16 protein-coding genes and 1 pseudogene are annotated in these 16682 nt (G+C 73.0%); 10 read left to right on the forward strand and 7 right to left on the reverse strand.

All coding sequences use genetic code 11. The features are described from left to right. Nucleotides 1–156 precede the first annotated feature (156 nt). The gene (locus ACFWXO_RS13040) at nt 157–1740 is read left to right on the forward strand and encodes a glycosyltransferase family 87 protein (RefSeq protein WP_375882885.1); all 1584 of its coding nucleotides are present in this window, start codon (nt 157–159) and stop codon (nt 1738–1740) included. A gap of 36 nt (nt 1741–1776) precedes the next feature. Here ACFWXO_RS13040 and ACFWXO_RS13045 read toward each other — a convergent pair whose 3' ends face one another. The 3 genes from ACFWXO_RS13045 to ACFWXO_RS13055 all read right to left on the reverse strand — a co-directional run bounded on the left by ACFWXO_RS13045 (nt 1777) and on the right by ACFWXO_RS13055 (nt 4412). Then, the gene (locus ACFWXO_RS13045; protein WP_375882884.1) at nt 1777–2811 is read right to left on the reverse strand and encodes an alanine racemase; all 1035 of its coding nucleotides are present in this window, start codon (nt 2809–2811) and stop codon (nt 1777–1779) included. A gap of 13 nt (nt 2812–2824) precedes the next feature. Next, on the reverse strand, nt 2825–3943 hold the full coding sequence (locus ACFWXO_RS13050; RefSeq protein WP_375882883.1) for a lipid II:glycine glycyltransferase FemX: 1119 nt from the start codon (nt 3941–3943) through the stop codon (nt 2825–2827). A gap of 169 nt (nt 3944–4112) precedes the next feature. Next, on the reverse strand, nt 4113–4412 hold the full coding sequence (locus ACFWXO_RS13055) for a hypothetical protein (protein ID WP_375882880.1): 300 nt from the start codon (nt 4410–4412) through the stop codon (nt 4113–4115). A gap of 318 nt (nt 4413–4730) precedes the next feature. Here ACFWXO_RS13055 and rpsF point away from each other — a divergent pair, with 318 nt between their 5' ends. From rpsF to rplI, 4 genes are all read left to right on the forward strand, one after another. Continuing rightward, nucleotides 4731–5021 carry a 30S ribosomal protein S6 gene (rpsF, locus tag ACFWXO_RS13060; protein WP_375882877.1) on the forward strand — a complete coding sequence of 97 codons (291 nt, stop codon included), beginning with the start codon at nt 4731–4733 and terminating at the stop codon, nt 5019–5021. A 96-nt stretch (nt 5022–5117) separates the two neighbouring features. Further along, nucleotides 5118–5726, forward strand: coding sequence for a single-stranded DNA-binding protein (locus ACFWXO_RS13065; RefSeq protein ID WP_375882874.1), 609 nt, complete (start codon nt 5118–5120; stop codon nt 5724–5726). A 79-nt stretch (nt 5727–5805) separates the two neighbouring features. Further along, nucleotides 5806–6042: a 30S ribosomal protein S18 gene (rpsR, locus tag ACFWXO_RS13070; RefSeq protein ID WP_030059640.1), complete on the forward strand. Its 237-nt coding sequence runs from the start codon at nt 5806–5808 to the stop codon at nt 6040–6042. Nucleotides 6043–6059: 17 nt separating this feature from the next. Continuing rightward, nucleotides 6060–6506 carry a 50S ribosomal protein L9 gene (gene rplI / locus ACFWXO_RS13075; protein ID WP_360227569.1) on the forward strand — a complete coding sequence of 149 codons (447 nt, stop codon included), beginning with the start codon at nt 6060–6062 and terminating at the stop codon, nt 6504–6506. A 69-nt stretch (nt 6507–6575) separates the two neighbouring features. Here rplI and ACFWXO_RS13080 read toward each other — a convergent pair whose 3' ends face one another. After that, a complete protein-coding gene (locus ACFWXO_RS13080) occupies nt 6576–7940 on the reverse strand; it encodes an MATE family efflux transporter (RefSeq protein WP_380523769.1) in 1365 nt (454 codons plus the stop codon). A gap of 579 nt (nt 7941–8519) precedes the next feature. Between ACFWXO_RS13080 and dnaB the strand changes: the two genes are divergently transcribed. Further along, nucleotides 8520–10016: a replicative DNA helicase gene (gene dnaB / locus ACFWXO_RS13085; RefSeq protein WP_375882933.1), complete on the forward strand. Its 1497-nt coding sequence runs from the start codon at nt 8520–8522 to the stop codon at nt 10014–10016. A gap of 39 nt (nt 10017–10055) precedes the next feature. Here the strand turns inward: dnaB and ACFWXO_RS13090 are convergent, their stop codons facing one another. Both ACFWXO_RS13090 and manA read right to left on the reverse strand, forming a co-directional pair. After that, entirely contained in the window at nt 10056–11267 is a 1212-nt protein-coding gene (locus ACFWXO_RS13090) for a GNAT family N-acetyltransferase (protein WP_380523771.1), read from the reverse strand. A 139-nt stretch (nt 11268–11406) separates the two neighbouring features. After that, nucleotides 11407–12615 carry a mannose-6-phosphate isomerase, class I gene (manA, locus tag ACFWXO_RS13095; protein ID WP_380523773.1) on the reverse strand — a complete coding sequence of 403 codons (1209 nt, stop codon included), beginning with the start codon at nt 12613–12615 and terminating at the stop codon, nt 11407–11409. Nucleotides 12616–12955: 340 nt separating this feature from the next. Here manA and ACFWXO_RS13100 point away from each other — a divergent pair, with 340 nt between their 5' ends. Further along, nucleotides 12956–13723 (forward strand): polyprenol monophosphomannose synthase, encoded by a 768-nt coding sequence (locus tag ACFWXO_RS13100; RefSeq protein WP_380523775.1) that lies wholly within the window; start codon nt 12956–12958, stop codon nt 13721–13723. 94 nt (nt 13724–13817) lie between these two features. On the opposite strand, the gene ACFWXO_RS13105 is transcribed toward ACFWXO_RS13100, so the two are convergent. Continuing rightward, complete coding sequence (locus ACFWXO_RS13105) at nt 13818–14228, reverse strand: winged helix-turn-helix transcriptional regulator (protein ID WP_375882862.1); 411 nt, start codon at nt 14226–14228, stop codon at nt 13818–13820. A gap of 106 nt (nt 14229–14334) precedes the next feature. Between ACFWXO_RS13105 and ACFWXO_RS13110 the strand changes: the two genes are divergently transcribed. The 3 genes and pseudogenes from ACFWXO_RS13110 to ACFWXO_RS13120 form a co-directional block, all read left to right on the forward strand. Further along, on the forward strand, nt 14335–14982 hold the full coding sequence (locus ACFWXO_RS13110) for an FMN-dependent NADH-azoreductase (RefSeq protein WP_375882860.1): 648 nt from the start codon (nt 14335–14337) through the stop codon (nt 14980–14982). 110 nt (nt 14983–15092) lie between these two features. Then, entirely contained in the window at nt 15093–16079 is a 987-nt protein-coding gene (locus ACFWXO_RS13115; protein ID WP_380523778.1) for an MBL fold metallo-hydrolase, read from the forward strand. Between the two features lie 17 nt (nt 16080–16096). After that, nucleotides 16097–16669: pseudogene (locus tag ACFWXO_RS13120) on the forward strand (molybdenum cofactor guanylyltransferase); the annotation flags it as partial. Nucleotides 16670–16682: the final 13 nt, after the last annotated feature.

Genomic DNA, 16682 nt, shown 5'->3' on the forward strand with positions numbered 1-16682 from the left:
CAACCGCCAGCCCCCCCCCCCCCGGCGCGCCCGCCCCGCCGGCCCCCCCCCCCCCCGCCGTTTCGTCACGATTCGCCGCACGCGCCCCGTCCGTACCGCCGGACCACCGCAGGGTCCTCCTCGTCCCGGCGCATCCGGTGCGGCAGGATGTCCGGCATGACGTCGAGCGATCGTGACGAAACCGGCGGCCCGGACGGGCCCGGCGCCGCCGCAGGGCCCACCCCGGCGGCCGTCGCCACGGCCGTGCCGGCGGCCGACACCGTGGTCGTCCCGGCGGACGAGGACCGGGTGGCGGCGGCCGGCAGCGAGGTGTTCGGCGGCCCGCCCGGCCGGCGGGCGCTGCTCGGCGTCTCCTGGTGGATCCCGGTGCGGGTGCTGGCCCTGGTGGTGATCGTGGTCTCCGCGCTCGGCATGGTGCACAACCTGCCCTGCTACGACCAGGCCTGGTTCCAGCCGGGCTCGCCGCAGTACATCCACGCCTGCTACAGCGACGTCCCCCACCTGTTCTCCGGCCGCGGCTTCGCGGCCGGGCTGCACCCGTACGTGGACCGCATCCCCGGCACCACGGGGGACCTCCAGTACCTGGAGTACCCGGTGCTGACCGGCCTGTTCATGCAGGTCGCGGCCTGGCTGACGCCCGGCGGCGGCACCGAGCAGGCCCAGGAGCAGTGGTTCTGGGCGATCAACGCCGGGCTGCTGATGGCCTGTGCGGTGGTCGCCGCGGTCGCGCTCTCGCGCACCCACCGCCGCCGCCCCTGGGACGCGATGCTGTTCGCGCTCTCGCCGGTCCTGCTGCTCAACGGCACGATCAACTGGGACCTGCTCGCGGTCGCCCTGGCCGCCGTGGCGATGGCCTGGTGGTCCGGCTCCCGGCCGGGCTGGGCCGGGGTCTTCATCGGCCTGGCCACCGCGGCCAAGCTCTACCCGCTGCTGCTGATCGGCCCGCTGCTGGTGCTCTGCTGGCGGGCGGGCAAGTGGCGCGAGTTCCGGCTGCTGCTCGGCGGCGCGGTCGGGGCCTGGCTGGTGGTCAACCTGCCGATCATGCTGGCCAACTGGCAGGGCTGGTCGACCTTCTACGTGTTCAGCAAGCACCGCGGCGAGGACTACGGCTCGTTCTGGCTGATCCTGATGCAGCAGCGCGGCGTGGGGCTGGCCGACCTCGACCTCTACATCGGCGTGCTGATGGTGCTGGGCTGCGCGGCCATAGCGTGGCTCGCCCTCTCGGCGCCGCGCCGGCCGCGGTTCGCGCAGCTGGCCTTCCTGGTGGTCGCGCTGTTCGTGCTGGTCAACAAGGTGTACTCGCCGCAGTACGCGCTCTGGCTGCTGCCGCTCGCGGCGCTGGCCCGGCCGCGCTGGCGCGACCTGCTGGTCTGGCAGGCCTGCGAGGTGCTGTACACCCTGGGCATCTGGTCCCACCTGGGCTTCGTCACCGGGCCCAAGCAGCACGGCATCGGCGAGCCGTGGTACCACTTCGCGATCGCGCTGCACCTGCTCGGCACGCTCTACCTGGTCGTGCTGGTGGTCCGGGACGCCCTGTACCCGGACCGCGACCCGGTCCGCTGGGACGGCACCGACGACCCCTCCGGCGGGGTGCTGGACGGCGCGCCGGACGTGGTGACCCTGGGCGCCGCCCGGCGGCTGGAGGAGGAGCGGAGCTACGCCGGATACGCGCCGGCCGGCTCCTTCGAGCAGTGGCTGGAGGAGCCACCGGCGAAGGAACCGGCCGACGGGAAGGCGTAGCGGCCCCCAGCGGCCCGTAGCGGCCGCCGGCGGCTCCTAGCGGTCCACCACCCGGTCGAAGTGGGTGGTGGTGTGCCGGACCTGGAGGCCCAGCTCCTCGCCGATCGCGGGGGGCGCGGTCTCGCCGTCCAGGAACAGCAGCGAGACCTGCATGTGCGGCGGCTCGGCGAACCAGAGCTGCTTGCCCGCCCAGTGGAACGGCGACTTGGTCTTGTTGACCGTCGCCAGGCCGGCCCGGGCGATGCCCTTGGCGCGGGCGCCCATGCTGGCCACGTACTTGGGCGCCTCCAGGCCGATGCCGTGCGCGGTGCCGCCGGCGACCACCAGGATGTGGCCGTCGGTGGGCGCCGGGTGCTGGCGGTAGCCGTAGCGCTCGCCCTTCTTCAAGGGGGTGACGTCCAGGACCGTGGCCCGGACCTCCAGCGCGCCGTGGTCGCCCAGCCAGAGCCGGGTGCCGATCCGGGCCCGGAACACGGTGCCCGGGTAGCGCTGGGCCAGCTGTTCCATGCCGGCCGCGCCCAGGTGGCTGACGAAGACGGTGTGCACCGGGATGCCGGCCGCCAGCGCGGTGTCCACCCAGTACACGACCTCCTCGACCGGGCTGGAGCCGTCCGGCCGGTCCATCGGCAGGTGCAGGGCGAGGCCCTCGAAGGAGACGCCGTCCAGCTCGGCGGCGACGGTGCGCAGGTCGGCGGCGCTCACGCCGTGCCGGCGCATGGTGGTCATGCACTCCAGCACCACCCGGGCGCCGTGCAGCGAGCGCAGCGCGTCCACGCTGGCCACCGTGCGGATCACCCGGGAGTGCGGCAGCGGGAGCACCTCCTCGCCGACCCGGTAGGGCGTGAGCACCAGCAGCTCGCCGCCGTACCACTCGGCGGCGTCGGCCGCCTCGTACGCGGTGCCGACGGCCAGCACACCGGTGCCGAGCAGGGTCGCCTCCTCGGCCAGCCGGTGGTTGCCCAGGCCGTAGCCGTTCCCCTTGGCGACGGGCACCAGGCCGGGGAACTCGGCGAGGACGGAGCGCTGGTGGGCGCGCCAGCGTTCGGTCTCGAGGTAGAGCGACAGCGTCATCGGGGCAGCCTCCTCAGCGGCGGGACATGTAGAGGTCGAGGGCCTTGTGCAGCAGCTTGTTCAGCGGGAAGTCCCACTCGCCGAGGTACTCGGCCGCCTGGCCGCCGGTGCCGACCTTGAACTGGATCAGACCGAACAGGTGGTCGTTCTCGTCCAGGGTGTCGCTGATGCCGCGCAGGTCGTACACGCCGCCGCCGAGGGCGTAGGCGTCGCGCATCATCCGCCACTGGATCGCGTTGGACGGCTTGACCTCGCGCTTGTGGTTGGCCGAGGCGCCGTAGGAGTACCAGACGTGCTCGCCGACCACCAGCATCGTGGTCGCGGCCAGCGGCTCGCCCTCGTGGTAGGCGATGTAGAGCCGCATCCGGTTCTGGTCCTCGGCGGTGAGGGCCTGCCACATCCGCTGGAAGTAGGACAGCGGGCGCGGGGTGAACTTGTCGCGCTCGGCGGTGACCAGGTAGAGCTGGTGGAAGATCGGCAGCTCGTCGTAGCCGCCCTGGTACACCTCGACGCCGCTCTTCTCGGCCTTCTTGATGTTGCGGCGCCAGAGCTGGTTGAAGTTCTTGTGGATGTCGTCCAGCGAGCGGTTGGCCAGCGGCACCTGGAAGACGTAGCGCGGCTGGACGTCGCCGAAGCCGGCCCCGCCGTCGTCGCCCTGCAGCCAGCCGGCCTTGCGCAGCCGGTCGGCCACCTCGAAGGCGCGGGCCTCGTACCAGTCGGCCTCGACGTCGCGCAGGCGCTTGGCCTGCTTGGCGGCGATGGCCTCCTTGATGGTGGGGGCGTTCCAGCGGCGGATGACGATCGGCGGGCCCATCTTCACCGAGAACGCGCCCTGCGACTTCAGGTGGGCGAGCATCGGGGAGAGCCAGCGGTCGAGGTCGCGGTCGAACCAGTCGATGACCGGGCCCTCGGGCAGGTAGGCGAGGTAGCGCTTGACCTTCGGCAGCTGGCGGTAGAGCACCAGGCCCGCGCCGACCAGCTGGTCGGCCTCGTCGAACCAGCCGATCGACTCCGAGCGCCACTCGGCCTTCACGTCGCCCCAGGACGGCACCTGCATGTGACTCGCCGAGGCGCGGCTCCTGATGAAGGCGAGGTGCTCCTCGCGGGTGATCGTCCTCAGGCGCAGGCTCATTGCTCGGTGCTCCTCGTCGGTCGGGCTGCGGTGGGCCCAGGTTCTCGGGCTCGACCCTATCGTCCGGGGCCCGGCGGCCCGGCGCTGCGGGCACGACGGCGCCCCCGGCGGGTACCTGTCTGATGCAGATACGCGACGGGGGCGCCGAGGGTTCCTGGAGCCGGGTGTTTCAGCCCCAGAGGCCGCCGCGGGCGATGCCGAGGTAGAAGCCGATGGCGGAGGCGCCGAGCGCGATCATCAGGACGAAGCGCTCGGCGGTGGTGACCGAGACGAACATGCCCCACAGGCCGGTGACGATCCCGGCCAGGCCGGTCCACGAGGTCAGCAGGTGCAGGTTGTAGAAGAACGAGGTGGTGAAGGCGATCACACCCAGCACGGCCGTCAGGGCCACCAGGGTGTTCTCGCGGGGGTGCGGGTGGCCGTCGGTGTTCAGCGTGAGGGCGGGCATGCGGTGGACGGACTGGGCCATGAGTCCCACCTCCTGGCGTGGAGACGAACGGGCAGGAATCCCGTTCCGTCCAGATTGCGGCGGTTGGGTCCGTCTCACAACCCCTATGCGTTTTGTTCGGCCGTCCGGGTGCAGGTAGGCTGTGCCGTCTGCACTGGTGTAGTTGTGCCCCCTTGCGCCCTCTTCCGGGTGACACCCCTGGTGGGTGTACGGGGCCCGACTGTCCGACCCGGCCGCTACCGTGGGCCGGAGTCGTCACCGCACCGGTGCCGACGCTACGCACAACCCTCCTGCCACGGAGAGACCGTGGCCGCTGAGTCCAAAGGAGGTGGGTTACTCATGCGTCACTACGAGCTGATGGTCATCCTCGACCCGTCGGTCGAGGAGCGCGCTGTCTCCCCCCTGATCGAGTCCTTCCTGGCCGTCGTCCGCAACGCCGGCGGCAAGGTCGAGAAGGTCGACACCTGGGGTCGTCGCCGTCTGGCTTACGAGATCAACAAGCAGTCCGAGGGCATCTACTCGGTCATCGACCTCAAGGCCACGCCTGAGGTCGTCAAGGAGCTCGACCGCCAGATGGGCCTGAGCGAGTCGGTTCTGCGGACCAAGGTCCTGCGCCCGGACACCCACTGAGCCACTTCTGAGGCCTTCGGGTCTCGGGTAGCTCGCGTCCGCTGTTTCACGTGAAACAGCGGTGAACGGACATCTTCCCGAGAGGTCATCACCACCATGGCAGGCGAGACCGTCATCACCCTCGTCGGCAATCTCGTCGACGACCCCGAGCTGCGCTTCACCCCGTCGGGTGCGGCGGTCGCGAAGTTCCGCATCGCGTCCACCCCCCGCACCTTCGACCGTCAGACGAACGAGTGGAAGGACGGCGAGAGCCTCTTCCTCACGTGCAACGTCTGGCGGCAGCCGGCGGAGAACGTGGCCGAGTCGCTGCAGCGCGGCATGCGCGTCATCGTGCAGGGCCGACTGCGCCAGCGGTCTTACGAGACCAAGGAAGGCGAGAAGCGGACGGTCTTCGAGGTCGAGGTCGACGAGGTCGGTCCGAGCCTGCGTTCGGCGACCGCGAAGGTCACCCGGGCCAACCGGTCCGGCGCTCCCGGCGGCGGCTTCGGCGGCCAGCAGGGCGGCGGCCAGGGCGGTAACTGGGGCGGTGGCAACGGTGGCGGCCAGCAGGGCGGCGGCAGCTGGGGTGGAAACTCCGGCGGCGGCCAGTCCGGCCCCTCCGACGACCCGTGGGCGTCCAGCGCCCCGTCCGGTGGAAACCAGGGCGGCGGCGGCTGGGGAGGCGCCCCGTCCGGTGGCGGCTTCTCGGAAGAGCCCCCGTTCTAAGAGCTGACAGATTTCGTGCGGCCCGGCCGCAGGCGTCCCCGGACGCCGGTCGGGCCGTGAACCCCAAATGGAGCACACCATGGCGAAGCCGCCTGCTCGCAAGCCGAAGAAGAAGGTTTGCGTCTTCTGCAAGGACAAGGTCAACTACGTTGACTACAAGGACACGAACCTGCTGCGGAAGTACATCTCCGACCGCGGAAAGATCCGTGCCCGCCGTGTCACCGGCAACTGCACCCAGCACCAGCGTGACGTCGCCACGGCCGTGAAGAACAGCCGTGAGATGGCGCTGCTGCCCTACACCAGCACCGCGCGCTAAGAGAGGGTGACCGAGTAATGAAGATCATCCTCACGCACGAGGTTCCGGGTCTCGGCTCCGCCGGCGAGGTCGTCGAGGTCAAGGACGGCTACGCCCGCAACTTCCTGGTCCCGCGTGGCTTCGCCATCCGCTGGACCAAGGGCGGCCAGAAGGACGTCGACGCGATCCGTCGCGCCCGCAAGATCCACGCGATCCAGACCCTGGACGCGGCCAACGAGGTCAAGGGCAAGCTCGAGGGCGTCCAGGTCAAGCTGGCCGTTCGCTCGGGTGACGCCGGCCGTCTGTTCGGCTCGGTGACCCAGGCCGACGTCGTCGAGGCCATCAAGGCCGCCGGCGGCCCGGCCGTGGACAAGCGCGCCGTCGCGATCGCCTCGCCGATCAAGACCGTGGGCACCCACAAGGTCTCGGTCAAGCTGCACTCGGACGTCGTGGCCAACCTCGACGTCGCCGTCGTGGCTGCCTGAGTTCCGTAGCACCGGCCGAGGGCCGGACTCCCCCCGGGGAGTCCGGCCCTCGGGCGTTCCCGGGCCCGCTCAGTCGCGCACGGCCCCGGTGACCAGCCAGCGGCCGCCGCGGGCGCGGGCCACCAGGAAGACCGCGCGGACCAGCATGAACAGGTTCATCGCCCACCACAGCCCGGCCAGCCCGGTGCCGGTGGCCGGCACCAGGAACGCGGCCGGGGCGAACACCGCCAGGGTGGCGAGCGCCGCCCGGGCCAGGTAGGGGCCGTCCCCGGCGCCCATCAGCACGCCGTCCAGCACGAAGACCAGGCCCGCCACCGGCTGGCTCAGCGCGAGCAGCAGCAGGGCCGTGTGCAGCTGCCCCTGGACCACCGGGTCGGGGGTGAACAGCGGGACGTACAGGGGGCGGGCCAGCACCACCAGCAGGCCCAGCACCACCCCGGAGCCCAGGCCCCACTCGACCATCCGCCGGGTGGCCGCGCGGGCGCCCGGGACGTCCGAGGCGCCCAGGTAGCGGCCGATGACGGCCTGGCCGGCGATCGCGATGGCGTCCAGCGCGAAGGCCAGGAAGCTGAACAGCGTCATGGCGATCTGGTGCGCGGCGACCTGGTCGTCGCCGAGCCGGGCGGCCACCGCGGTGGCGATCATCAGCACCGCGCGCAGGCTGACCGTGCGGACCAGCAGCGGCCCGCCCGCCCTGGCCCCGGCCCGGATGCCCGCCGCGTCCGGCCGCAGCGAGGCCCGCTCCCGGCGGGCGCCGCGGACCACCACGACCAGGTAGACCGCGGCCATCCCGGTCTGGGCCAGCACGGTGCCCCAGGCCGAGCCGGCCACCCCGAGCCCGGCGCCGTACACCAGGCCGGCGTTCAGCCCGATGTTGGCGGTGAAGCCGCCGACGGCCACCAGCAGCGGCGTACGGGTGTCCTGGAGGCCGCGCAGCACGCCGGTGGCGGCCAGCACCAGCAGCATCGCCGGGATCCCCAGGGAGCTGATCCGCAGGTACGTCACGGTGTACGGCGCCGCGGTCGGCGAGGCGCCCAGCAGGTCGGCCGCCCAGGGGGCCAGCAGCAGTGTGAGCAGGACCACCGGGACGGCCAGGCCGACGGCGAGCCAGAGGCCGTCGACGCCCTGCTGGACGGCGCCCCGGCGGTCCCCGGCGCCGATCCGGCGGGCCACCGCGGCGGTGGTGGCGTAGGCGAGGAAGACGAACACCCCGGTGGCGGTGGTGAGGGCGGCGGAGGCGACGCCGACCCCGGCGAGCTGGGGGGTGCCGAGGTGGCCGACGATCGCGGAGTCGGCCATCAGGAACAGCGGTTCGGCGACCAGGGCGCCGAAGGCGGGCACCGCCAGGGCGAGGATCTCGCGGTCGTGGCCGCGTCGGTCGTGGCCGCGGCCGGTGGGGCTGCGTCTGGAGGGCTCGGCGGGGGCGGTGCTCATGCGCTCCAGGGTACTCATCCACAGGTAAGAGGCCAATGGCCAGTTCGGTCGTTACTCGAAACTGCGAGCGGTGTGCTCCGTCCGGTCCGCGCCCACGGCTGTTCGGCGGTGTGTGAAGAATTTCTCATGCACAGGCCCCGGAAGAGGTAATCGCAGGTCAACAGGTTGACGATGGATCGATCGTCCGGTTATCCACAGGAGCTTCCACAGGGGTGTCCACAGCTTTGCGGCAGTTCTCCACAGCCCGGGGCCGCTCGTCCACACCCCCTGTGGATAACCGCCTTGGCGCGAGGGCGTCCGGCGCCTTAGCGTGGGCCCTCCACCCGACACTCCCACCGGCCCCGGCGTCCGATTTGTCGGGGCCGTGGCGTACAAAGAGGAGCGGCTCCGCTCCACCCAGCCACCGGCAAGGCCCGCTCCAACTTCGCACCACTCGCTGATCGGGGAACACGCGTGACCGGCCCCCAGTACGACGACCACGACGCCCCGCCGCCGGAGGAGGACTGGCAGACCGCCGAGGACCCCTTCCCGGCCGGCGCCTTCGACGACGCCCCCTTCCCGGACGGTCCCGGCGACCGGCTGCCGGTCTCCCGCAACCGCGGCGGCCAGGGTGGCGGCGGCGGTCAGGGCGGCAACCGGGGCGAGGGCTTCCGCAAGGGCGGCGGCGACTTCAACGGCAGGGGCGGCAAGAACGGCAAGGGCGGCGGCCGGGACGACCGCAGGGACGACGAGGGCCACGGCGGCGTCGACGGCTTCGAACGCGTCCCCCCGCAGGACCTCGCGGCAGAGCAGTCCGTGCTGGGCGGCATGCTGCTCTCCAAGGACGCCATCGCCGACGTGGTCGAGGTGCTCAAGCCGGCCGACTACTACCGGCCCGCGCACGAGATGGTGCACGGCGCGATCCTCGACCTGTACGCCCGCGGCGAGCCGGCCGACCCGATCACCGTGGCCGGCGAGCTCACCAAGCGCGGCGAGCTCCAGCGCGTCGGCGGCGCCGCCTACCTGCACACCCTGGTCAACTCCGTCCCGACCGCGGCCAACGCCGAGTACTACGCCCAGATCGTCGCCGAGCGCGGGGTGCTGCGCCGCCTGGTCGAGGCCGGCACCCGGATCGCCGGCATGGGCTACGCCGCCGAGGGCGACGTGGACGAGATCGTCAACGCCGCCCAGGCGGAGATCTACGCCGTCACCGAGCAGCGCACCAACGAGGACTACGCGCCGCTCGCCGACATCATGGAGGGCGCCCTCGACGAGATCGAGGCGATCGGCTCCCGCAACGGCCAGATGTCCGGCGTGCCGACCGGCTTCGCCGACTTCGACGCGCTCACCAACGGGCTGCACCCCGGCCAGATGATCGTCATCGCGGCCCGCCCCGCGATGGGCAAGTCCACCCTGGCGCTGGACTTCGCCCGGGCCTGCTCGATCCACCACAAGCTGCCGAGCGTGATCTTCTCGCTCGAAATGGGCCGCAACGAGATCGCCATGCGCCTGCTCTCCGCCGAGGCCAGGGTCGCGCTGCACCACATGCGCTCCGGGAACATGACGGACGACGACTGGACGCGGGTCGCCCGCCGGATGCCGGACGTCAGCGAGGCGCCGTTGTTCATCGACGACTCGCCGAACCTGTCGATGATGGAGATCCGCGCCAAGTGCCGCCGGCTCAAGCAGCGCAACGACATCAAGCTGATCGTCATCGACTACCTCCAGCTGATGCAGTCCGGCGGCTCCCGCCGGGCCGAGAACCGCCAGCAGGAGGTCTCGGACATGTCCCGTAACCTCAAGCTGCTGGCCAAGGAGCTGGAAGTGCCGGTCATCGCGCTGTCCCAGCTGAACCGTGGTCCCGAGCAGCGCACCGACAAGCGGCCGATGGTCTCCGACCTGCGCGAGTCCGGCTCGATCGAGCAGGACGCCGACATGGTCATCCTGCTGCACCGCGAGGACGCCTACGAGAAGGAGTCCCCGCGCGCGGGCGAGGCCGACCTGATCGTCGCCAAGCACCGTAACGGTCCGACCGCGACCATCACCGTCGCCTTCCAGGGCCACTACTCGCGCTTCGTCGACATGACCCGGGACTGACGCCCGGGGCGGGGCGGCCGGTGCGGTCGGGGTGGCCGGTCAGAACCAGGACAGGCAGTGCGGCGGGCGCTCGGTGCGGAACAGGGCGTCGGCGAGGGCGACCGCCTCCGGGCGGTGGGCCCGGACGTGTCCGGCCCGCACCAGCGTGCCCACGGGGGTGCCGCCGAGGTAGACCGCGCCCAGGTCCCGCACGTCCAGCGTGAGGTCGGGCTCCCGGTCGGTCGGGACGCACACGGCCTCGCCGCCCCGGACGGTCAGCAGGTGGCGGGCGCGCTCGCCGAGGAACGGGTCGTCCACGTCGAGGACGAGCTCGCCGTCGGCGGACCAGCCGCGCGCGGTCAGCGCCCGGGGGACGTCCAGCAGCCGGACCCAGAGCCACTCGCTGCTGTTGCCCACCTGGGCGGCGCCGAAGTCCGCGAGCTGCCAGCGCAGCGGGTGCTCGGCCGGGAAGTGCTTGAAGACGACCTGGTCGACCAGGTCGTGCCCGAGCAGGAACCGGGCCAGGGCCGAGGTGACGGCTTCGTCGACGGCGACGGTCTCGTCCACCGTCAGGGTGTCCCCGTCCAGGGAGTAGCTGGCGTAGCCGTCCGGAGTGCCGGCGGCGTCGCGGTGGACGGCGATGTAGCGCGGCGCCGCGGCGACCGGGGGCTGCCCGGCGCCCAGGGCCCACCAGCGGTGCGGGCGGGACAGCGCGCCGGGCCGGGCGCGGCGGTAGCGGTCGTAGACCTCCTCCAGGAGGTCCCGGCAGTCGGCGCGCCGCAGCAGCTCGACCGAGCCGGTGTCCGTGCCCCCGCCGGCCCGCGGGGCGGTGAAGGCGGCCCGGTGGCGCGGCACCGTCAGCCGCCCGGTGTACGTCGCCGGGCCGTAGCCGAACCGGCCGTAGATCGCGGGCTCGGAGGCCAGCAGCACGGACAGGAACTCCCCGCGGGCCCGCAGGTCGGCGAGCTGGCGCCGCATCATCGCGGTCAGTACGCCCCGGCGGCGGTGGGTGGGCAGGACGCCGACGAAGCTCACTCCGGAGACCGGGGTGAGCGCCCCGCCGGGCAGGGTGAGCTCGAAGGAGTACGCGGCGGCGGTGCCGACCGGACGCCCGTCGTCCGTCACCGCGAGCAGGCCGCGCTCCGGTTCGATCGCCGACCACCAGACCCCGCTGCCGTCCTCGGCCCGGGCCTCCGGGAAGCGGCCGAACGCGGCGTGGACGGTGTCGACGAAGACGTCGAGGTCCTTCTCGGTCGTGGAACGGATCTCCATCGCTGCTGCGCCCTCCCCTGGGTACGGCCCACGGTGCGCGGGCCGCCGACAGTCCAGCCGTGACCGGTGGGCGGAGCAAACGAATTTCGCCCGGCCGTGGCCTGAGCGGGTCCGGGGGCGGGGCGGGTCCGGGGGCGGATCAGACGGTGACGGTGGCCCGGAAGAGGGTGCCGGGGGTGCCGGAGAGGCGGGTCGGGGTGCCGGTGGCGGGGAGGAAGGCGGACTGGCCGCGGGCGAGGTCCAGTACGGCGCCGTCGGCGGCGGTGAGCCGGACGGCGCCCTCGGTGCAGAGCAGGATCTGCGGGGTGCGGCCGTCGATCTCCCGCTGCACGCCGTCCAGTTGGAAGCGGGACAGCCGGAACTCGTCGATCGGGACGGGGTAGAGCCGCTCGCCGGGGGTGCCCTCGACCGGGACGGGGTGCACCACCTCGGGGGCGCCGGGCTCGAAGAGCACGACCTTCAACAGTTCCGGGACGTCGATGTGCTTGGGGGTGAGGCCGGCCCGCAGCACGTTGTCCGAGTTGGCCTGGAGCTCCACGCAGACGCCGGACAGGTAGGCGTGCGGCACCCCGGCGCCCAGGTAGAGCGCCTCGCCGGCCCGCAGCCGGACGTGGTTGAGCAGCAGGCCGGCGATCACGCCGCGGTCGTCCGGGAAGTCCTTCGCGATCCGGGCGTACGGGGCGTGCGGGCCGTCCGGGTCGGTGCCGGCCAGCGCGGCGACGGTCTCCCGGACGGTCCGTGCGGCGGTCTCGTCGTCCAGGGTGAGCAGGGTGGCCAGGGTGCGGCGCAGCGCCTCGGCCTCGGCCTCGGGGCCGCCGTCCTCGCCGACCGCCAGCAGTGCGATCAGCGGGTCCAGCCCGGGCACCCCGAGGGCGGCCATCAGCTGCGCCGCCCCGGCGGGCCGGCGGAAGCCGCACAGGCCCTCGAAGTCGCCGAGCGCGCACACCATTTCGGGCTTGTGGTTGTCGTCGCGGTAGCTCCGCTCCGGGGCGTCCGGCGCGATGCCGAGGGCGTTCTCGGCGGCGAAGCCGGCCCGGGCCTGGTCCGGTGTGGGGTGGGCCTGGATGGACAGCGGGATGCCGGCGGCGAGCACCTTGAACAGGAACGGCAGGCTCGGCCCGAACCGGGCCACGCTCGCCGCGCCGAGCTCGCCCTCGGGGTCGGCCGCGATCAGCTCGTCCAGTCGGCGCGGGCCTTCGCCGCGGTCGGCCCGGGACGGGTCGCCGGGGTGGGCGCCCATCCACAGCTCGGCCTGCGGTTCGCCGGTCGGCTCCTGGCCGAGCAACTCGGGCAGGGCCGTGAGCGACCCCCAGGCGTACGGGCGGACGGTGTTGACGAGCCTGTCCATGCGCGCGGTCCTACTCCTTCGCTGACGGGGCTGCCCCGGACGTCCCGGGTCCGGGCCGGCGGTGCGGGCCCGGCGGTGCGGGCGGTCCGGGCCCGGGCAAGGGCATCGACCCTAGCTGACCTGGGTCGCCCGCGGGGAAACGGTGGGCATCAGGGGGGAGTGCCGTGGTCCGACCAGCGGTTCCCGGGCGCGGTAGTAGAATGCCAGGACGCAGTAGTATCCGCCCCCCGCAGCATTCTCCACCGTGGTCATCCCGTCGGCGGGCTGTCGGCGGGGCCGCGTTCCAGAGTGCGGGCGACGGTGTTCTGACACTCCCCGCCATCGGCCGAGAGGTTTGTACGTGACCGTGAACCAGCAGAGTTTTGCTGATCTCGGCAGGGTCCTGGTGATCATCCCGACCTACAACGAGGCGGAGAACGTCGAGCGGATCGTCGGCCGGGTCCGTGCCGCGGTGCCCGAGGCGCACGTGCTGGTCGCCGACGACAACAGCCCCGACGGCACCGGCGAGCTGGCGGACAAGCTGGCCGCCGAGGACGGCAACGTCCACGTCCTGCACCGCAAGGGCAAGGAGGGCCTGGGCGCCGCCTACCTCGCGGGCTTCCGCTGGGGCATCGACAACGGCTACGACGTCCTGGTCGAGATGGACGCGGACGGCTCGCACCAGCCCGAGGAGCTGGACCGGCTGCTGGGCGCGCTGCGCGGCGCCGACCTGGTGCTCGGCTCGCGCTGGGTGCCGGGCGGCCGGGTGGTGAACTGGCCGAAGTCGCGCCTGCTGCTCTCCCGCGGCGGCTCGACCTACTCGCGGCTGATGCTGGGCGTGCCGATCCGGGACGTCACCGGCGGCTACCGGGCCTTCCGCAAGGAGACCCTGCTGGGCCTGGGCATGGACGAGGTGGCCTCGGCCGGCTACTGCTTCCAGGTCGACCTGGCCTGGCGCACGGTGAAGGCCGGCTTCAAGGTCGCCGAGGTGCCGATCACCTTCGTCGAGCGCGAGCTCGGGGCCTCCAAGATGAGCCGCGGCATCGTGGTCGAGGCGCTCTGGCGGGTGACCTCCTGGGGTGTCGCCGACCGGGTGTCCCGGGCGCGCGGCGGTGCCGCGAAGGGCTGAGCCGCCCCCGATCGTGCGAAGGGCCCGTCTGCCGGGATACGGCGGACGGGCCCTTCGTCGTACCCGGGGGCGACCGGCTGTCTAGGCCGGCCGGTCAGCAGCCGCCCCGGAGGGCGCTCTCCGGCAGGTAGCGGTCGGCCCAGACGGCCAGCTCGTTGAGGGCCGGTTTCAGGGCGACGCCGCCCTCGGTGAGCCGGTAGCTGACCCGCAGCGGCGGGCCGGGGTCGACCTCGCGGACGACCAGCCCGGCCTCGGTCAGTTCGGTCAGCCGGTCGGAGAGCATCCGCTCGCTGATGCCCGGTACGGCGCGGCGCAGCTCGGAGAAGTAGGCCGGTCCGCCGTTGTTGAGCACGCCCAGCAGCATGCCGGTCCAGCGCTTGCCGAGCAGGGTGAACACCCGGTTGAGGGCCAGGTCGACGTTGGCGCAGCCGCCGCGGACGGCAGGGGCGGCGCACGCGTCGACCGCGGTCGGTACTGCGTCGGTCACTACCTCGGGCTCGGCCATGGATCCAGCGTACTCGACCGGGCACTAGTGACTGCGGAAAAGTAAGCTGCTACCTTAGTTGCAGCTGCAATGGAAAAGGCAGCTACTAATTCTCTGGAGGACCGCCATGCCCACGCTCCTGCACATCGACTCCTCGGCGCTCACCGACGGCTCCGTCTCCCGCGAGGTCACGGCCGCCTTCCGGGCCGCCTGGGAGGCCGAGCACCCCGGCGGCACGGTGGTCCACCACGACCTCGCCGCCGACCCGATGCCGCACCTGGACGCCGCCGGCATCACCGCCGGATACCTCCCGGCCGAGGCGCGCACCGCCGAGCAGGCCGCCGCCTTCGCGCTGCGCGAGCGGCTGATCGTCGAGCTGGAGACCGCCGACGCCGTGCTGATCGGCGCTCCGATGTACAACTTCACGATCCCGTCGACCCTCAAGGCCTGGCTGGACCAGGTGGTCCTGATGGGCCGCACCGCCGGCGAGCAGCCCTCCGCCAAGGGCACCCCGGTCACCGTGGTCGCCTCCCGCGGCGGCTCGTACGGCCCCGGCGCCCCGCGCGAGCCGTTCGAGTTCGTCATCACCTACCTGGAGAAGGTGCTGGCCGGCGGGCTCGGGCTGGAGGTCGACTTCATCGTCCCGGAGTTCACCATGGCGGCGAGCGTCCCGGCGCTGGCCGAGTTCGTCCCGGTCGCCGCCGAGTCCAAGGCCAAGGCCCTGGAACTGGCCGCCGCCCGGGGCAAGGAGCTCGCCGCCCGGGCCGCGGTGTGACGTGCGCCCGAAGGCGCGTCCCACCGGGCGCGCCTTCCGCGCAATCGGCGGCCGGTACTCCCATGCTGTAGGGCGCAGGAAGTCCGACCGCCGACCAGAGGGAGCAGCCCGTGACGTCGTCCCCGCCCGAGGAGAGCGCCGGCGCGGAACGGGTGGACGCCGAGCCCGTCGCGGCCGGACTCCCCGACGACGCCGGGCGGACCGCCCGACCGCTGGAGGTCTCCGTCTTCACCGGGCCCGAGTCGTCCTTCTTCGCCACCTCCACGCTGATCCTCGGCGAGCAGACCGCGATCCTCGTCGACGCCCAGCTCACCCGCAGCGCCGGGCGCGAACTGGCCGAATGGGTCGCGGGCAAGGGCCGTCGGCTGCTCGCCGTCGTGGTCACCCACCAGCACCCGGACCACTACTTCGGGGCCGAGGAGGTGCTGAGGCTCTTCCCGGACGCCCAGCTGCTGGCCGCCCCGGCGGTGGTCGAGGGCATCCGGCGCACCGTCGCGGCCAAGGTCGCCCAGTGGAAGCCGGTCTACGGCGACGACATCCCGGACCACCCGCTGGTGCCCGCCCCGCTGCTGCCGCAGCCGCTGATGCTCGACCGCCAGGTCATCCCGGTGCTGCTGCTCGGCCAGGCCGACTGCGGGGAGTCCACGGTCGTCCACGTGCCGAGCATCCGGACCGTGATCGCCGGGGACTTCGTCTGCAACGGCACCCACGTGTGGACCGCCGACACCACCCCGGCCCAGCGCACCACCTGGGGCCACAACCTCGGCCGGATCGCCGACCTCGGCGTGGACCGGGTGATCGCCGGGCACCGCGCCCCCGACCAGGGCGACGACGCGGCCCGGGTGCTCGCCTTCACCGGGGAGTACCTGCGGGACTTCGACCGGCTGCTCGCCGAGCACCCGGACGACCCGGAGGCGCTGGTCACGGCGATGAACGAGCGGTACGGGGAGCTGACCCTGCCGTCCTTCCTGGACCTGGGGGCGGCCGCCAACACCGCCCGGTCCGCCGCCGCTCCGGCGGTCGGGGCCGAGGACGGGGCCGAGGGTGAGGACGAAGAGGGGACGGCCGGGGACGGCCCGGACGGGGCCGACCGGTAGGGCGGGATACTGGCGGCATGACGACGCCGTACGACGTGATCGTTCCGGCGGGCGGCGCGGCCCGGAGGCTGGGCGGCGTCGACAAACCCGGCCTGACCGTCGGCGAGTCCACCCTGCTGGACCGGGTGCTCGCCGCCTGCACCGGTGCCCGGAGCACCGTGGTGGTCGGCCCCGCCCGGCCCACCGCGCGCCCGGGCGTCCGCTGGACCAGGGAGCAGCCGCCCGGCGGCGGGCCGGTCGCCGCCGTCGCGGCCGGGCTCGACCTGGTCACCGCGGACACCGTGCTGCTGCTCGCCGCCGACCTGCCCTTCCTGGACCGCCGTACGGTGGACCGGCTGGTCGCCGCCCTCGACCGGGCCGGACCGCACGCCGACGCCGCCGTACTGGTCGACGCGGGCGGCCGCGACCAGCCGCTCGCCGCCGCCTACCGCACCGCCCCGCTGCGCGCCGCGCTCGCCGGGCTCGGCGACCCGGCCGGGCAGCCGCTGCGCAGCCTGGTCGGCGGGCTGCCCGGGCTGCGGGTCGCCGACACCGACAACGTCGCGTACGACTGCGACACCTGGGAGGACCTGGAACGGGCCCGGGAGCGGGAGAAGTCCTGAC

Origin of the sequence: Kitasatospora sp. NPDC059088, from assembly GCF_042738155.1 — a bacterium.
In the GTDB taxonomy this organism is placed as follows: Bacteria; Actinomycetota; Actinomycetes; order Streptomycetales; family Streptomycetaceae; genus Kitasatospora.

Bases quoted from the DNA above. Each gene is read 5' to 3' on its own strand.
- rplI (WP_360227569.1), top strand. From the start codon at position 6,060: ATGAAGATCATCCTCACGCACGAGGTTCCGGGTCTCGGCTCCGCCGGC.
- ACFWXO_RS13065 (WP_375882874.1), top strand. From the start codon at position 5,118: ATGGCAGGCGAGACCGTCATCACCCTCGTCGGCAATCTCGTCGACGAC.
- ACFWXO_RS13055 (WP_375882880.1), bottom strand. From the start codon at position 4,412: ATGGCCCAGTCCGTCCACCGCATGCCCGCCCTCACGCTGAACACCGAC.
- ACFWXO_RS13040 (WP_375882885.1), top strand. From the start codon at position 157: ATGACGTCGAGCGATCGTGACGAAACCGGCGGCCCGGACGGGCCCGGC.
- ACFWXO_RS13105 (WP_375882862.1), bottom strand. From the start codon at position 14,228: ATGGCCGAGCCCGAGGTAGTGACCGACGCAGTACCGACCGCGGTCGAC.
- ACFWXO_RS13080 (WP_380523769.1), bottom strand. From the start codon at position 7,940: ATGAGCACCGCCCCCGCCGAGCCCTCCAGACGCAGCCCCACCGGCCGC.
- ACFWXO_RS13090 (WP_380523771.1), bottom strand. From the start codon at position 11,267: ATGGAGATCCGTTCCACGACCGAGAAGGACCTCGACGTCTTCGTCGAC.
- ACFWXO_RS13045 (WP_375882884.1), bottom strand. From the start codon at position 2,811: ATGACGCTGTCGCTCTACCTCGAGACCGAACGCTGGCGCGCCCACCAG.
- rpsR (WP_030059640.1), top strand. From the start codon at position 5,806: ATGGCGAAGCCGCCTGCTCGCAAGCCGAAGAAGAAGGTTTGCGTCTTC.
- ACFWXO_RS13050 (WP_375882883.1), bottom strand. From the start codon at position 3,943: ATGAGCCTGCGCCTGAGGACGATCACCCGCGAGGAGCACCTCGCCTTC.
- ACFWXO_RS13110 (WP_375882860.1), top strand. From the start codon at position 14,335: ATGCCCACGCTCCTGCACATCGACTCCTCGGCGCTCACCGACGGCTCC.
- manA (WP_380523773.1), bottom strand. From the start codon at position 12,615: ATGGACAGGCTCGTCAACACCGTCCGCCCGTACGCCTGGGGGTCGCTC.
- rpsF (WP_375882877.1), top strand. From the start codon at position 4,731: ATGCGTCACTACGAGCTGATGGTCATCCTCGACCCGTCGGTCGAGGAG.